The organism is Micromonospora sp. NPDC048887, from assembly GCF_040649715.1.
Taxonomy (GTDB): domain Bacteria; phylum Actinomycetota; class Actinomycetes; order Mycobacteriales; family Micromonosporaceae; genus Micromonospora.
Map to the genome: position 1 here is coordinate 56279 of NZ_JBEZGA010000012.1, position 14919 is coordinate 71197.

14 protein-coding genes are annotated in these 14919 nt (G+C 74.1%); 5 read left to right on the plus strand and 9 right to left on the minus strand.

What is annotated here, in order from left to right; genetic code table 11:
- Nucleotides 1–30 precede the first annotated feature (30 nt).
- Entirely contained in the window at nt 31–456 is a 426-nt protein-coding gene (locus tag AB0C17_RS19340) for a molybdenum cofactor biosynthesis protein MoaE (RefSeq protein ID WP_357470911.1), read from the plus strand.
- 4 nt (nt 457–460) lie between these two features.
- Here the strand turns inward: AB0C17_RS19340 and AB0C17_RS19345 are convergent, their stop codons facing one another.
- Both AB0C17_RS19345 and AB0C17_RS19350 read right to left on the minus strand, forming a co-directional pair.
- Complete coding sequence (locus AB0C17_RS19345; protein ID WP_357382081.1) at nt 461–1885, minus strand: glycosyltransferase 87 family protein; 1425 nt, start codon at nt 1883–1885, stop codon at nt 461–463.
- A gap of 207 nt (nt 1886–2092) precedes the next feature.
- Nucleotides 2093–2638, minus strand: coding sequence for a DoxX family protein (locus AB0C17_RS19350; protein ID WP_357382079.1), 546 nt, complete (start codon nt 2636–2638; stop codon nt 2093–2095).
- A 135-nt stretch (nt 2639–2773) separates the two neighbouring features.
- Between AB0C17_RS19350 and AB0C17_RS19355 the strand changes: the two genes are divergently transcribed.
- Nucleotides 2774–3319 (plus strand): N-acetyltransferase, encoded by a 546-nt coding sequence (locus AB0C17_RS19355; protein WP_357382077.1) that lies wholly within the window; start codon nt 2774–2776, stop codon nt 3317–3319.
- Between the two features lie 49 nt (nt 3320–3368).
- On the opposite strand, the gene AB0C17_RS19360 is transcribed toward AB0C17_RS19355, so the two are convergent.
- Both AB0C17_RS19360 and AB0C17_RS19365 read right to left on the minus strand, forming a co-directional pair.
- Entirely contained in the window at nt 3369–4604 is a 1236-nt protein-coding gene (locus tag AB0C17_RS19360) for an ATP-binding protein (RefSeq protein WP_120572553.1), read from the minus strand.
- 143 nt (nt 4605–4747) lie between these two features.
- A complete protein-coding gene (locus AB0C17_RS19365) occupies nt 4748–5662 on the minus strand; it encodes a flagellar basal body protein FliL (protein WP_357479664.1) in 915 nt (304 codons plus the stop codon).
- Nucleotide 5663: 1 nt separating this feature from the next.
- On the opposite strand from AB0C17_RS19365, the gene AB0C17_RS19370 reads away from it, so the two are divergent.
- Both AB0C17_RS19370 and AB0C17_RS19375 read left to right on the plus strand, forming a co-directional pair.
- A complete protein-coding gene (locus AB0C17_RS19370; protein WP_357382071.1) occupies nt 5664–6671 on the plus strand; it encodes an EamA family transporter in 1008 nt (335 codons plus the stop codon).
- 10 nt (nt 6672–6681) lie between these two features.
- A complete protein-coding gene (locus AB0C17_RS19375; protein ID WP_357470709.1) occupies nt 6682–7317 on the plus strand; it encodes a prepilin peptidase in 636 nt (211 codons plus the stop codon).
- Between the two features lie 10 nt (nt 7318–7327).
- Here the strand turns inward: AB0C17_RS19375 and AB0C17_RS19380 are convergent, their stop codons facing one another.
- The 5 genes from AB0C17_RS19380 to AB0C17_RS19400 form a co-directional block, all read right to left on the minus strand.
- Nucleotides 7328–10513 (minus strand): UvrD-helicase domain-containing protein, encoded by a 3186-nt coding sequence (locus tag AB0C17_RS19380; RefSeq protein WP_357479667.1) that lies wholly within the window; start codon nt 10511–10513, stop codon nt 7328–7330.
- Nucleotides 10514–10607: 94 nt separating this feature from the next.
- Nucleotides 10608–11882 (minus strand): metallophosphoesterase, encoded by a 1275-nt coding sequence (locus AB0C17_RS19385; protein ID WP_357382065.1) that lies wholly within the window; start codon nt 11880–11882, stop codon nt 10608–10610.
- 11 nt (nt 11883–11893) lie between these two features.
- A complete protein-coding gene (locus tag AB0C17_RS19390; protein WP_357382063.1) occupies nt 11894–12139 on the minus strand; it encodes a MoaD/ThiS family protein in 246 nt (81 codons plus the stop codon).
- Between the two features lie 2 nt (nt 12140–12141).
- The gene (gene moaA, locus AB0C17_RS19395) at nt 12142–13158 is read right to left on the minus strand and encodes a GTP 3',8-cyclase MoaA (protein WP_357382061.1); all 1017 of its coding nucleotides are present in this window, start codon (nt 13156–13158) and stop codon (nt 12142–12144) included.
- Nucleotides 13155–14069 carry a fructosamine kinase family protein gene (locus AB0C17_RS19400; protein WP_357479671.1) on the minus strand — a complete coding sequence of 305 codons (915 nt, stop codon included), beginning with the start codon at nt 14067–14069 and terminating at the stop codon, nt 13155–13157. The genes moaA and AB0C17_RS19400 overlap by 4 nt, the downstream gene beginning before the upstream one ends.
- Before the next feature lie 152 nt (nt 14070–14221).
- Between AB0C17_RS19400 and AB0C17_RS19405 the strand changes: the two genes are divergently transcribed.
- On the plus strand, nt 14222–14919 hold a 698-nt coding region (locus AB0C17_RS19405; RefSeq protein ID WP_357479673.1), incomplete at its 3' end, for a DUF4192 domain-containing protein.

The window sequence follows — 14919 nt, forward strand, 5'->3', positions numbered from 1 at the left end:
ACGAACGAGCCGACGGGAGACGCCGTGACCGTGAAAGCAGGCGTGACGATCGGGACGGTCTCCGACCGGCCGCTCGACCTGGCCGCGCACGAGGCGGCGGTCACCGACCGCCGGGCCGGGGCGGTGGTGTCCTTCCAGGGCGTCGTCCGCGACCACGACCACGGGCGGGCGGTCACCCGGCTGGAATACGAGGGCCACCCCTCCGCCGAGGCGGTGCTGCGCGAGGTGGCGGCCGAGATCGCGGCCGACCCGCTGGTCTACGCGGTGGCGGTGTCGCACCGGATCGGCCCGCTGGAGATCGGGGACGTGGCGCTGGTAGCGGCGGTCAGCACGGCGCACCGGGCGGCCGCGTTCGCCGCCTGCGCCCGGCTGGTCGACGAGGTGAAGGCGCGGCTGCCGATCTGGAAGCGCCAGGTCTTCGACGACGGCACCGAAGAGTGGGTGAACTGCCCCTGAAGGCTCAGCGCCGGGCGGCGAGCGCGGCGGTGCGGCCCAACCGGTCGTGGTAGAACGCCGGCTCGGCGCCAGGGCGCCACGGCAGCGCCGCGACGAGCACGATCAGGGCGATGGCCAGGGAGTTCTCCATGAGCGCGCCGAACAGGCCGTCCTGGTAGTGGGACACCTCGGGGAGCTGGTGCTCGTACGGCCAGATCGGTGAGATCAGGAACAGCAGGTAGAGCACCAGCGCGCCGGCACCGTGGCGGAGCCCGGTCAGCGTGGGATACCAGATCGGCGGGCGTAGTGCCGGCACGCCGGTGGCCGAGGGGCTGCCGGTGCCGCGCGGCGGCAGGCCGCGACTGGCTTCGCGGCGGCGTACCGCGGCGTCGGCCAGCACGATGATCGCCGGGATGACCCAGATCAGGTGGTGCGACCAGGAGATCGGGCTGATCACGTTGGCGGTGAGCCCGACGAGCGTGAACGCGGTCAGCTCGTCGCCGTCGGCGCGGGCGCTCATCGCCCGGGACAGGCCCAGCGCCAGGACCAGCACCGAGAACGCCAACCAGAGCAGCCCGGGCGTCTCGATCGAGTCGTAGAGCCGCGCCAGCAGGCCGGCGAGGGACTGGTTGGCGGTCATGTCCGCCGCGCCGACCCGCTCGGTCTGCCAGAGCACGCCGGTGAAGTACGCGCGGGACTCCTCACCGAGCACGCCGAACGTCGCGATCGTCACGCCGATCGTGGTGGCCACAGCGGTGAGCGCGGCCCGCCACTGCCGGGTGAGCATCAGGTACGCCACGAACAGCGCCGGGGTGAGCTTGACGGCGGTGGCGAGCCCGATGCCCACACCGGCCCAGGCGCCGCTGTAGACGAACCGGGCCAGCGGCGAGTCGGCCGTCTCGTGGTGGGTGCCCCGCTTGGCCCGCCAGCGCAGGCCCACCATGTCCGCCATGATCAGCGCGAACAGCAGCAGGTTTACCTGCCCGTAGCCGAGCGTCTCCCGGGACGGCTCGATGGCGACGGCGAGCGGGGTGGCGATGCCGACGCTGAACCAGAGCGGCCAGCCGAGCCGGTCCACGATGGGACGGAGCAGCGCCGCTAGGACGACAGCGAGCGCGCCGATGCTGGCCAGCGCGTTCACGAAACCGGCGCCGTCGACCGGGAGCCAGGACATCGGCAGCATGACCAGCGCGGCGAACGGCGGGTAGGTGAAGCCCAGCGTGGTCGAGGGCGCGACGAAGTCGTACAGCTCGTTGCCGCCGGCCCACCACAGCACCGCGCCGTGGTAGATCTTCATGTCGAAGAAGTTGTAGGGCCGTCCGAAGGCGCCGATGGCGAGCCACGCCGCGTACGACACGGCGGCGACCACGCCGAGACGCATCGCGATCCGGCGGTCGACGCGGGAGGCCGGGGCGAGGCGGTTGGTCCGTCTACCGACTGTCGTCGGCATGGCGTGGCCACCCCCGTACCAAGGTCGTCGTACCCGTTCAGGTCCAGAACGGAGCCTAGAACGGCGCCTCACGTTGCTGCCTCCCGCGTTACGCGACCGTGTCCGATCCCACACGTGTTTGCGACATTTCCACCGCGTTAACGGGTGTCGGACGGTTCAGGTGATTGATGGCCTTGCGGGGGGTGATGGGCCGTACGAAACGCCTGGTCAGCCGGGCATGCGGCGGGCGGTCGCCGCGGAGCGTACGGCGATCTTCGCCTCGCGTCGCGCGGTGCGGACCGCACGCTTCACCGACCGGCGCGAGTGGTCGATCCGGTGGCCCGCGCGCCAGCGCAGCCCCGGCTTGCCCTCGGTGTCGGCGGCGGCGAGGAGGAGGCCACCGAGCAGGCCGAGGTTCTTCAGGAAGTGGACCTGGTTGCTGGTTCGCGTGGCCGGGTCGTCGTTGGTCCAGAAGGGGTGACCGGCGGCGGTGGTCGGGATCAGCGTGCCCGCGAGCACCAGCGCGGCCGGCCGGGTGAACCGGCCGGTGGCGAGCATCAGGCCGCCGGCGAGCTGGGCGGCGGCGTTGGCGCGGATGAGCGAGACCGTGTCGGTGGGGATGCGGGGGTGGACGTTCCGGATCAGCGGGGCGACCTTCCCGGTGACCGGTTCCGCGGCCTGCGCCACGCGTTCCGGGTTGCGCAGGTTACGGGCGCCGCTGACCACGAAGATGCCGCTCAACATGACTCGGGCGAGGGAACGCACGGGCTTCATGGCTCAGTCTTACCCCGTCGAGGGCGTCGTCATCCCCGCAACACACGAAAGGTATCGGCCGGCGTGGACGTCCGAACGGTATCGATTTCAGCGACAGTCGCGGATGGACCCGTCGCGTTCGGTAAGGTCGCGCGGGTGACGACGCTGCGACTGCGCCCGGAGGGCCCGGCCGACGAGGCGCCGGTGGCCCGGGTGCTGGCCGCCGCCTTCGCCCGGCCCGACGTGGCCGCCCCACCGGAGGTGGGTCTGGTCGAGGAGCTGCGACACAGCCCGGCGTGGATCCCGGAGCTGGCCATGGTCGCCGAGTACGGCGGCGAGGTGGTGGCATACGCGCTGCTCACGCGCGTCGATGTACGCACCGGGCGCGGCACCTGGCCGGCGCTGGCACTGGGTCCGGTGGCGGTGGCCCGGCACCGGCAGCGGCTGGGGCACGGCACGGCAGCCGTCCAGGCGGCACTGGATGCCGCGACCGAGCTGGGGGAACGGCTGGTGGTGGTGCTCGGCGATCCGGCCTACTACCGGCGGTTCGGGTTCGGCCCGGCGGTCCGGCTCGGCCTGACCAGTCCCTGGTCCGGGCTGGGGGAGCCGTGGCAGGCGCTGGTGCTGCCGCCGTCGGCGAGCGACGAGCCACCGCCGCCGGCCGGCGAGGTGGTCTTCCCGGCGCCCTGGTCGCGGGTCTGAGCCGACGCGATCCGGGCCGACACGGTCTGAGCCGACGCGATCCGGCCCCTCAGGCGGGCTGGGTGCGCAGGTAGCGGCCGAAGTGCGGCACCGTGAACGCCACAGTTCCCCGCTCACCGGAGTAGATCAGCCCCTTCTTGATCAGCGCGTCCCGCGCCGGGGAGAGACTGGCCGGCTTGCGGCCGAGCGCGCGGGCGATCTCGGCGGTGGGCACCGCCGCGTCCATGTCGTCCCGGCCACCCTCCTCGCCGTCCACCAGCGCCAGCGTGGCCATCGCGCGCATGTACTCGCGTTCGGCGGGTGTGGCCCGCTCGAACCGGGAGCCGAAGAAGCCCACCGCCAGCTCGGCCTCCGCCTCCGGCGCGGCCACCCGGACGTCCGCCGCGGTGATCGGTGAGCGGGGCGCGTGGTCCCAGGTGGCCTTGCCGTACGCCTGGACGAAGTAGGGATAGCCGCCGGACTTCTCGTAGAGCAGGTCGAGGGCCTTCTGCTCGTACTCGACCTCCTCCCGCTCGGCCGGCGCGCAGAGCGCCTGGTCGGCGGCGATCCGGTCGAGCCGGTCGATGCGCTGGTAGCGGTAGAGCCGCTCGGAGTAGGACTTGGCGGCGCTGAGCACGGCCGGCAGGTGCGGCAGGCCCGCGCCCACGACGATCAGCGGTGCGCCGAGCTGGGACAGCTCGTGGCAGGCGGCGCAGAGCGCGGAGACGTCCTCGGCGCCGACGTCCTGCATCTCGTCGATGAAGACGGCGATACCGGTGCCGACGTCGGTGGCGACCGCCGCCGCGTCGCTCAGCAGCTCGACCAGGTCGATCTCGATGTCGCCGGAGTCGGCGCGTCCGCTGCTCGCCGGTACGTCGATGCCGGGCTGCCAGCGGTCGCGCAGCTTGGGCGCCGCGCCGCCCCGGCCGGTCGGCGCGGAGCGTTGCGCGAACGCCTTGAGGACGCCGAGGAACGCGTCGATCCGGTCCGGGGCGCGGTGCCGGGGCGCCAGCTCACGGACCGCCATGTGCAGCGCGGCGGCGATCGGCCGGCGCAACGACTGGTCGGGCCGCGCCTCGATCTTGCCGGTGCCCCAGAGGTGGTTTATCGCCTCCGAGCGCAGCGTGTTGAGCAGGACCGTCTTGCCCACTCCACGCAGGCCGGTGAGCATCAGGCTGCGTTCCGGCCGGCCGCGTGCGATCCGTTCCAGCACCACGTCGAAGACGTCCAGTTCCCGCCCCCGCCCGGCGAGTTCGGGCGGGCGCTGGCCGGCGCCCGGCGCGTACGGGTTGCGGACCGGATCCACGAATCGCACAGTATCGGGTTCTCTAGCGACCAGGCTAGATGCGCGTAGAGGCGGCTACCGCGTGTCGGCCTCGACCTGAAACTAGGGCTGTCTAGCGTGGATGCTAGACAGCCCTAGTTTTGGTTACCGGCTCTCGTGGAGCGTCAGCGGCGCTTCAGGCAGAGCACGAAGTCGAGCGTGTCCAGCTCGCTGTCGAAGAAGTACCAGTCGGTGTAACCGGCCACCTTCCCGCACTTCGCCTCCGCGTCCTTCTTGCCGCTCGTCGCGCCGTCGATGCGGCGCAGCACCTCGTACGTCTTCGGGCCGCAGTCGGCGATCACCAGCTTGGGCTGGCCGCCGCCACCCTCGTTGGCGACGCACTGGCCCGCCTTGACGAAACGCGGATCGGTCGACGAGGCCGGAGACGCCGTCGTGGGCGTCGTGTCGGCCGGTTCGCTCGGTGCCGCCCCGGTCGGATCCGCGGCCGGCGCGGTGGCGGCGGTCGTGCCGCCGGTCGGGGTCTGCTCGTCCCGGCCCAGCATCCAGTACGCCCCGGCGCCGCCCAGCAGCAGCACGGCCAGCACGATCACGACCACCAGCAGCGGGCCCTTCCCGCGCTTCGGCGGCGTCGGCTCGGCGTAGGGCGGCGGCCCGGCGTACGGGCCGGCCGGGTGGCCCTGCGGCGGGCCGGGGGACCAGGCCGGACCCGGCTCGTATCGCTGCGTCGGCGGGCCGTACTGATCGGCCGGCGGGCCGTACCGGTCGGCGGGCTCGTACTGCTGGGTGGGCGTTCCGTACTGGTCGGGCGGCCCGTACTGATCGGCGGGCGGGCCGTACGGCCGCGCGTCCGGCGGGCCGTACCGCGGATCGGGCTGTGCGGCGTAGCGCGGGTCGCCCTGCGGGGCGTAGCGCGGGTCGGGCTGCGGGGCGTAGCCGTCGTCGCGCCGTCCCCACGGCTCGGGAGAGCCGCCGCCCGGTGGACCGAAGTTCGACATGAACGCCTCCTGCGTACGCCAGTGCTGAGAGGCCGGCCACCAACTGGCGACGCCGACGCCGTGGTCACCGTAGCGTGGTCCCACGATGAGCTCACGCCCCACGAGTGCGACGAACGCTGTCGATTCCGCGATGCCACCGGCCCGCACCGCACTGATCTGGGCCGCCCTCGTGCTGGTCTATCTGCTGTGGGGCTCGACCTACCTGGGCATCCGGGTCGCTGTCGAGTCCCTGCCGCCGCTCGTCTCCTCGGCGATGCGGTTCGCCGCCGCCGCGGTGGTGCTCGCCGTGGTGCTGCGCCTGCGGCGCGGACCGGGAGCGTTGCGGGTACCCGCGCGCCGCGTCGGCTCCGCCGCGCTGATCGGCGTGCTGCTGCTGGCCGGCGGCAACGGCCTGGTGGTGCTGGCCGAGTCGGGCCCGGCCGGGACCGCCGTACCGTCCGGTGTGGCTGCGCTGCTCGTCGCCACCGTGCCGCTGCTCCTGGTGCTGCTGCGTACGGCAGGCGGCGACCGGCCGCGGCCGTGGACGTTCGTCGGGGTGGCGCTCGGCTTCGCCGGACTGGTCCTGCTCGTGCTGCCCCGGGACGGGGTGGACGCGGTGCCGGTGGCCGGGGCGCTCACGGTGGTCGCCGCGGCAGTGAGCTGGTCGGTCGGCTCGTACCTGTCCGGGAAGATCCCGATGCCCGCCGACCCGTTCGTGGCCACCGTCTACGAGATGGTGGCCGGCGCGGCGGTGCTCGCGCTCGTCGGCGTGGCCCGGGGCGAGCTGCGCGGCTTCTCCTTCGCCGACGTGACCGGGCGGTCCTGGGCGGCGATGGCGTACCTGATGGTGGCCGGTTCGCTGGTCGCCTTCACCGCGTACGTCTGGCTGCTCGCCCACGCGCCGATCTCGCTGGTGTCCACGTACGCGTACGTGAATCCGGTGGTGGCGGTGGCGCTCGGCGCGTTGTTCGTCGCGGAACCCGTCACCTCGCAGGTGCTGATGGGCGGCGCGGTCATCGTGGTCGGCGTGGCGGTGGTGGTCAGCACCGAACGCCCGCGCCGGTCCCCGCCACCAGCCGTCGACGGGACGGCCGGAGAACCCGCCGGGCGGTAGCGTCCCGCCCGTGTCGGCACTGCTGGTGACGGGGGTCGCGCTGCTCGGCGCGGCGGCCGGATGGGCTGCTGTCCCGGTCGGCCGGTCGTTCTGCACGGATCGGATCGCCGGGAGGCACGCGCCGAGCCGGGGTGCGTTCGCACTGGCCGGCGTCGTGGCGTTCGGCGGGCTCGCCGCCGCCCGGGGTGCCGATCCGGTGCTGCCCGCGCTGCTGCTCGTCGCCGTCGCCGGGCTGGTCCTCGCGGTCACCGACCTGACCGCGCTGCGCCTGCCCGACCCGCTGGTCGGCGTGGCCGCGCTCGGCGGCGGGCTCGGCCTCACCGCAGCCACGGCGGCGACCGGCGAGCCGCGCCGCCTGGCCGTCGCGGTGGCCGGGGCCGCACTCTCCTTCACCGGGTACGCGGTGCTGGCGCTGCTGCCCCGCGCCCGCCTCGGCTTCGGCGACGTGAAGCTTGCCGCCGCGCTCGGGTTGCCGCTGGGCTGGCTCGGCTGGCCGGCCCTGCGCCTCGGACTGCTCCTGCCGCACGTGCTCGCCGGAGTCGCGGTCCTTCTCCTGCTCGCCGCCCGCCGGGTACGCCCTGACACGCCGGTGCCGTTCGGCCCGGCGCTGCTCGGCGGCGCCTGGCTCGCCGCCGTGCTGACCTGACGCGCGCCGCTCAGATCAACCGGAGCTGGTGGTCCTTCGGGCGGCGGGGTTCGGTCGCGTCCAGGCGCTCGAACAACGCCGGGTCGATCACGTCGAGGAACGGCGACGGGCGGGTGTCGCGTTCCGCCCCGTGCCGGGCGCGGCGACCCGCGTGGCTGACGTAGAGCCGGTCCTGTGCCCGGGTCAGCCCGACGAAGAACAGCCGGCGCTCCTCGGCCACCGCGTCGTCGTCCGGCTCGGAGCCGGGCCAGCGCAGCGGCAGCAGGCCGTCCTCGGCGCCGACCAGGAACACCACCGGGAACTCCAGCCCCTTGGCGGCGTGCAGCGTGAGCAGCGTGACCGCCTCGGCGCGCGGGTCCAGCGCGTCCACCTCCGCGCCGGTGGCGAGCTGGTTGAGGAACAGCTCCAGGTCGTCGTCGCAGCGCCGGGCCAGCGGGGTGAGCAGGTCCACCGCCGTGCGGATGTCCTCGGGGCGTACCGCGCCGGAGCCGTCCAGCGTGGGCACCGCGAAGCGCTCGGCCAGGATCTGCCCGGCCTGGCGTACCCGGGCGGCGAGCGAGCCGTCCAGACCGGCGTGGCGCAGCTCGCGGGCGATGGCCGGCACGCCGGGGCGGTCACGCAGCCGGTCGTGCGAGCGCTTCTGCACCGGGATGTTCGCCCGGGCCAGCGCGTCCACGATCGGCGCGGCCTGCGCGTCGGTGCGGTACAGCACCGCGATGTCGGAGAAGGACAGCGAGGTGGCCCGCCCGTCGATCCGCCCCGAGTCCAGCGAGCGGTGGGACAGGCCGCCGACCAGCTCGTCCACGGTACGGACCACGAAGTCGGCCTCGTCGTAGGCGGAACTCGCCGCGTACCGGCCGACCAGCGGCGCCTCCGGATCGAGCCGGGCCGGGTCGAGACGACGGCCGCGCACCAGCGACGACGGCGCGATGGCCTGCACCGCGGCGGCCAGGATCGGCGCCGAAGAGCGGTAGTTGCGGTTCAGCCGCACCAGCCGGGCGTCGGTGAAGTCCTGCGAGAAGCGCAGGAAGTAGCCGACATCGGCGCCCCGGAACGAGTAGATCGCCTGGTCCGGGTCACCGATCGCGCACAGGTTCCCGTCCGGCGGGCTGAGCAGCCGCAGCAGGTCGTACTGCACCGCGTCGACGTCCTGGTACTCGTCGACGAAGATCCACTTCCAGCGCTCGCGGTACTCCCGGACCAGCTTCCGGTCGCCCTTGAGCAGGGCCACCGGCAGCGTCAGCAGCTCGTCCAGGTCGACCAGATCCCGCTTGCGCAGCAGCGCCGCGTACCGCTCGTCGTCGGCACCGGCCTCGGCGCGTGCCGCCGCCCGGTCCGCGTCGTCGGCGATCCGGAAGTCCGCCGGCAGCCCGGCCGCCGCCGCGTTCTCCCGCAGCACGGTCAGGCCGAGCGAGTGGAACGTGCCCACTGTGACGTCCTCGGCGACCGGGCCGAGCAGCCCGTCCAGCCGGTGCCGCAGTTCCTCGGCCGCCCGCCTGGTGAACGTGATCGCCAGGCACTGGTCGGGGAAGACGTTCAGCTCCGCGCACAGGTACGCGATCCGGTGGGTGAGCGTCCGCGTCTTGCCGGTGCCCGGACCGGCCACGATGAGCAGCGGACCCCCCGGCGCGGACGCGGCCACCCGCTGCATCGCGTCCAGCCGGTCCAGCAGGCCGGTGCCGACCTCCTCCATCCCGGCGAGCATCGGCTCGAACGGCTCATGTGGGGACGGTGACGGCGCGATCGGAGGCGCGGGCGGCGGCGTGCGCCTCGGCTCCGGCCGGGCCGCCGCCGGGCGCTTGGCCTTCGGCTTCGGCGCCGGCTCCGCCGGCCGCCGCTGCGCCGGCACGGGTACGTCGAACAGCGTCTCCTGCCCCGCCCCGGCACCCGGTCCGCCCAGTTCCGCCGGGTCGAACAGGGTGATCACGCCGTACTCGCCGTCGTAGCCCGGCACCCGGCGCACGTCGCCGCGGCGCAGCCGGCCGATGCCCTCCGCGAGCAGCTCGCCACCGACCCGGCCGATCTCCTCGATCGGGGTACGGGTCAGGATCTCCAGCTCCGGGCCGAGCGCGGCGATCAGCTCGTTGAGCTTGCCCTCGACCTTCTTCGACCGCGCGCCGACCCGGTTCAGCTCGCCCAGGATCTCGGCCAGCGGCACCAGGTGCGTCACCTCGCGCGCGTGCGCCGGACGGTGCCCGGCCGGGCGGTCCGCCAGCTCCTCGACCCGGCTGAGTACGCCCACGGTGAGCGGCTTGCCGCACTCCGGGCAGCGCCCGCCGGCCTCACGGGTCCGCTCCGGCGACCAGTTCACCCCGCACAGCCGGTGCCCGTCGGCGTGGTACTTGCCCTCCTCCGGGAAGAACTCCACGGTGCCCGCGAGCCCGTCGCCGGTACGCAGCGCCTCGCGGATCGCGAAGTAGTCGCGGGCGGCGGTCAGGACCGTGGCCTCCCGGGCCAGCGCGGGCGGCGAGTGGGCGTCCGAGTTCGACACCAGTTGGTAGCGGTCCAGGCTGCCGACCCGCCAGTTCATCTCCGGGTCGGACGACAGGCCGGTCTCCACCGCGAAGATGTGCCCGGCCAGGTCGGCGTAGCAGTCGGCGATAGCGTCGAAGCCGGACTTCGAGCCGAGCGCGGAGAACCAGGGCGTCCAGATGTGCGCGGGCACGAGGAAGCCGTCCGGGCTCGCCTCCAGCGTGATCTCCAGCAGGTCGCGGGAGTCCAGCCCGAGGATCGGCCGGCCGTCCGAGCCGAGGTTGCCGATCCGGCCCAGCGCCGTGTTGAACCGGGCCACCGCGTCCAGATCCGGCAGGTAGATGAGGTGGTGCACCTTGCGCGTGCGGTCGTCGCGCTTGTAGATCGTGGAGATCTCCACGCTCAGCATGTACCGGACCGGGTCGGCCTCCGCCTCGCTCGCCAGCCGGGGCGGCAGCCGCCGGGCGACGTCCCGCTCCGCGTCGGGCGAGAGCCGGTACAGGCCCGGCTCGGCCGGGTGCAGCGTCTCCCGCAGGTGGTCGTACCAGGCGGGATGGGTGAAGTCGCCGGTGCCGAGCACGCCGATGCCCTTGCGCCGGGCCCACCAGGCCAGGTTCGGCAGGGTCAGGTCGCGGCTGCACGCGCGGGAGTACTTCGAGTGGATGTGCAGATCCGCGACGTATGGCGGGAGGCCACCGGGGGGTGCGGCGCTGAACGGAGGCACGCCGCATCCTGTCACGTCCGGTCCCCCGCCCGCCCGCCGCCACGCGTACGGGTGACCTGAGCAATGCGGTGCTGGACTCGGCGGCCCCGGCACGCTATTGCGCGCGCAGCTCGACGAGCGTCACCTGGGGCGGTGCACCCACCCGCACCGGCGGGCCCCAGAAACCGGCGCCGTTTGTGACGTAGACCTTCGTGCCATCCACCTCGCCGAGACCGGAGACCACCGGTTGCTGGAGCTTCACCGCCAGGTTGAACGGCACGATCTGGCCGCCGTGGGTGTGCCCGGAGAGCTGGAGGTCGACGCCGAACTTCGCCGCCTCCTGCGCGGCCACCGGCTGGTGCGCCAGCAGCACCACCGGCCGGCTCGGGTCACGGTCGCCGAGCGCGGCGGCGTAGTCGGCGGGCCCGGCCACCCCGGTGCCGACGGCGCTCACGTCGTTCACCCCGGCCAGGTCCAGCACACCGCCCCGGGCCTGGATCTCCTGCCGCTCGTTCTGCAGCACCCGCAGGCCGAGCCGGTCCACCTCACGGACCCACTCCTCCACGCCGGAGTAGTACTCGTGGTTGCCGGTGACGAAGAAGCTGCCGTACCGGGACTGCAGGTCGCGCAGCGGCTCGGCGGCCTCGCCCAGTTCGGCTACCGTGCCGTCGACGAGGTCACCCACCACCGCGACCAGGTCGGCGTCCATCCGGTTGATCATCGCGACGATCCGCTCGGTGTGCGCCCGGCCGCGCAACGGCCCGAGGTGGATGTCGGAGACGGTGGCGATGCGCAGCCCGTCCATGCCGCGGGGCAGCTTGGCCAGCGGGATCTGCACCCGGTCGAGCTGCGGCGGACCCATCGCGGTGCGTACGCCGTACCCGGTGATGCCGGCGGCGGTGAGCCCGGCGAAGATCGCCGCCCCACGGGCGAGCAGCAGCCGCCGGGAGGGGTCGTGGTCCGGCGCGTCGGTACCGGCTGGCGCTGCCTCGGTGCTGTCGACAGGCGGCGGCGGACCATCCGCGGTGGCCGCGCCGACGAGCGCGGGCGCGGGCTCGGGCTCGAGGCCGGCGGTGGCCGCCGATCGGGCCCGCCGGCGCAGCACGAGCCGGACCACAGCGGTCGGCACCTCCAGCACCAGCAGCAGCACCAGCAGGTAGAACATGAGCGCGACCCAGAGGTAGCCGGGCCAGGCCAGCCAGTACCAGCCGTTGCGCGTGCCGGCCAGGGTCACCGGTACGAGCACCGCCAGCGCCGCGATCGCCACCGTGCCGGCCCGGCGCCACCGCCCGGGGCGCGTGGTGTCCCGGACCAGCCGCTTCCACAGGTAGAAGTGGATCAGGCCGATCACGAGCACGACGAAGCCCAGGAATGTCGCCATGGCCAGCACGTGTGCCCCCCTCAGCCGCCCGCGAAGGGCGGCAACACGTCCACCGTCACCCCGGCCGGCAACAGCGCCCGTCGATCATGACAGGCGACGCCGTCGACCAGGAAACTCGCCGCCTTCAGCACCACGCCGAGGCGTTCGCCGTGCCGGGCGGCCAGTTCGTCGAGGAGTTCGTCCAGCGACCGGCCGGCGGATGCGGTCTCCTCGGATCGTCCGGCGGCCGCGCGGGCGCCGGCGAAGTAGCGGACGGTCAGCTCCACCCTCAGCCTCCGATCGCCGACATCGAACGCGCGGGCTGGAGGAACGCCGGGTCGTCGATGCCGTGCCCGGCCCGCTTGACCCACATGGCCGCACGCCAGCGCCGGGCCAGTTCCTCGTCGTCCGCGCCGTCGCGCAGCGCGCCGCGCAGGTCCGACTCCTCGGTGGCGAACAGGCAGTTGCGCACCTGGCCGTCGGCGGTGAGCCGGGTGCGGTCACAGTCGCCGCAGAACGGCCGGGTCACGCTGGCGATCACGCCGACACGGGCCGGCCCGCCGTCCACCAGCCACGTCTCGGCCGGTGCCGCACCCCGCTCGGACGGGTCCGGCGTCAGCGCGAACGCGGCCCGCAGTGAGGTCAGGATCTCGTCGGCGGTGACCATGGTCGAGCGGTCCCAGCCGTGCTGGGCGTCGAGCGGCATCTGCTCGATGAACCGCAGCTCGTAGCCGTGCGCGAGGGCGAACCGGAGCAATGCGGGCGCCTCGTCGTCGTTGGTGCCCCGCATCAGCACCGAATTGATCTTCACGGGGGTCAGCCCGGCGTCCGCCGCGCCGGCCAGCCCGGCGAGTACGTCGGCGAGCCGGTCACGGCGGGTCAGCGCGGTGAACCGGTCCCGGTCCAGCGTGTCGAGCGAGACGTTCACGCGGTCCAGCCCGGCCGTGCGCAGCGCCGTCGCCATCCGGGCCAGGCCGATGCCGTTCGTGGTGAGCGAGATGCGCGGCCGGGGCGTGAGCGCGGCGACCGCCGCCACGATGCCCGGCAGGCCCGGCCGGATCAGCGGCTCACCGCCGGTGAAGCGCACCTCGGTGACGCCGAGCCGGCTCACCGCGACACCCACCAGCCGGACGACCTCGTCGTCGCTGAGCAGCTGCGGATTGGCCAGCCAGGGCAGGCCCTCCGCCGGCATGCAGTAGGTGCAGCGCAGGTTGCACTTGTCGGTGAGCGAGACCCGCAGGTCCTGGGCGACACGGCCGTACCGGTCGGCGAGAGGGCCGTCGGTCGTCGTCCGGGGGGCGCTCATCCGTCGACCGTAGCGCGGTCGAGCCCTCGGAGGGCGGCCCGAGCGGTGGAGCGCACGGCATCCGCGTACCCCGCTCCGAAGATCGCGGTGTGCACGAGCAGCAGGTGCAGTTGGTGCAGCGGCACACGTTCCCGCCACCCGTCACCCGGCGGCCACGCCTCCCGGTAGGCCGCCATGATCCGGTCCAGGTGCGGCGGGCCGCCGAACAGCGCGAGTTGCGCCAGGTCGGTCTCGCGGTGCCCGCCGTGCGCGGCCGGGTCGACCAGCCAGACCCGCCCGTCGGCACCCCAGAGCAGGTTGCCCGGCCAGAGGTCGCCGTGCAGCCGGGCCGGTGGCTCGTCCCCGCCGAACTCGCCGATCCGGTCGACGACCTGCTCGACGAGCGCCGCACCGGCGTGGTCGAGCGCGCCGCCGTCGACCGACATGCGCAGGTAGGGCAGGAGACGGCACCGGGCGAACCAGCCCGCCCACGGACCGGGGGCAGGCGTGTTGTCCTGCGGCAGCGCGCCGATGAAACCGGCCCAGTCCGCGCCGAAGGCGGGCGCCCCGGCGCGGTGCAGCCCGGCCAGGTCGCGGCCGAACGCCTCCGCGGCCTCCGGCGTCGGCTCGCCGGGCTCCACCCAGTCGAGCGCGAGCAGGCCGGGCAGGGCGACGAGCACATCCGGTACGGGCACCGAACCGGCCTCGCGCAGCCAGCGCAGCCCGGACGCCTCGGCGGCGAAGAAGCCCTCCGGCAGCGGACGCGCGGCCCGTTCCGGCCAGGTCTTGGCGAACACCGAGTGCCCGTCGTCGAGCGTGAGCCGGGAGGCGGCGCAGATGTCACCGCCGGAGACCGGGGTTTCCCGGATCCGCTGGTGGGTCAGGAAGGTCGGCAGGTGCTCCGGGTGTGCCCGCAGGTACGCCAGGTCCATGTGCGCAAGGTAGCGGGTACCCCGGACATCCGTGTGCCGTGCGACGTTGCCGATCGCCGCTGACCTGCACCGATACGCTCCGTATCTGTGGATGGACCGCGTGTCGTCCACAGGGGCTGACGCGGTGGCGCCCGGCCGCCCACGCTCCCGTCATGAACTCCACCGAGCCAGCGCGTCTCTCCGTCCGCTCGCCCGCCGACATGGTGGCGGCGGTGCCCTACCTGCTCGGCTTCCACCCCGCCGACAGCGTCGTGGTGGTCGCGGTACGCGGCCGGCGCGTCGTCTTCGCCGCCCGTGGCGACCTGCCCGCACCGGGTGCCGACCCCGGTCCGGCGGCCCGGCACCTGGCGCAGGTGGTGGCCCGGCAGGACGCCGATGCCGCCACTGTCGTCGGCTACGGTCCGGCCGCCCGGGTGACGGTGATCGTGGACGCGCTCGGCGAGGCGCTGACCGCCACCGGCCTGGTGGTGCTCGACGCGCTGCGGGTCACCGAGGGCCGCTGGTTCTCCTACCTGTGCGCGGAGCCGTCCTGCTGCCCGCCCGAGGGCACCCCGTACGACCCGGCCGCCAGCCAGGTCAGCGCGGCGGCGGTGTTCGCCGGTCAGGTGGCGCTGCCCGACCGGGCGGCGCTCGCGGCGCAGGTGTCCCCGCTCGGCGGGCCGGTCCGGCTCGCCATGCGCCGGGCCACCGCGCGGGCCCGTTTCCGCCTGGCCGCGCTCACCGGACGGCCGTCCGCGCCGACGACCGGAAGTCCGCCGCCGGCCGGCGCACCAGCCGGCGGAACCGGACCGACCCCGGAGTTACCGGTCCCGGCCGACCGTCCCCCGTCGGACGGGGAGCCGCCGGTCCA

Bases quoted from the DNA above. Each gene is read 5' to 3' on its own strand.
- AB0C17_RS19345 (WP_357382081.1), bottom strand. From the start codon at position 1,885: ATGCCGACGACAGTCGGTAGACGGACCAACCGCCTCGCCCCGGCCTCC.
- AB0C17_RS19350 (WP_357382079.1), bottom strand. From the start codon at position 2,638: ATGAAGCCCGTGCGTTCCCTCGCCCGAGTCATGTTGAGCGGCATCTTC.
- AB0C17_RS19370 (WP_357382071.1), top strand. From the start codon at position 5,664: ATGAGCTCACGCCCCACGAGTGCGACGAACGCTGTCGATTCCGCGATG.
- moaA (WP_357382061.1), bottom strand. From the start codon at position 13,158: ATGAGCGCCCCCCGGACGACGACCGACGGCCCTCTCGCCGACCGGTAC.
- AB0C17_RS19400 (WP_357479671.1), bottom strand. From the start codon at position 14,069: ATGGACCTGGCGTACCTGCGGGCACACCCGGAGCACCTGCCGACCTTC.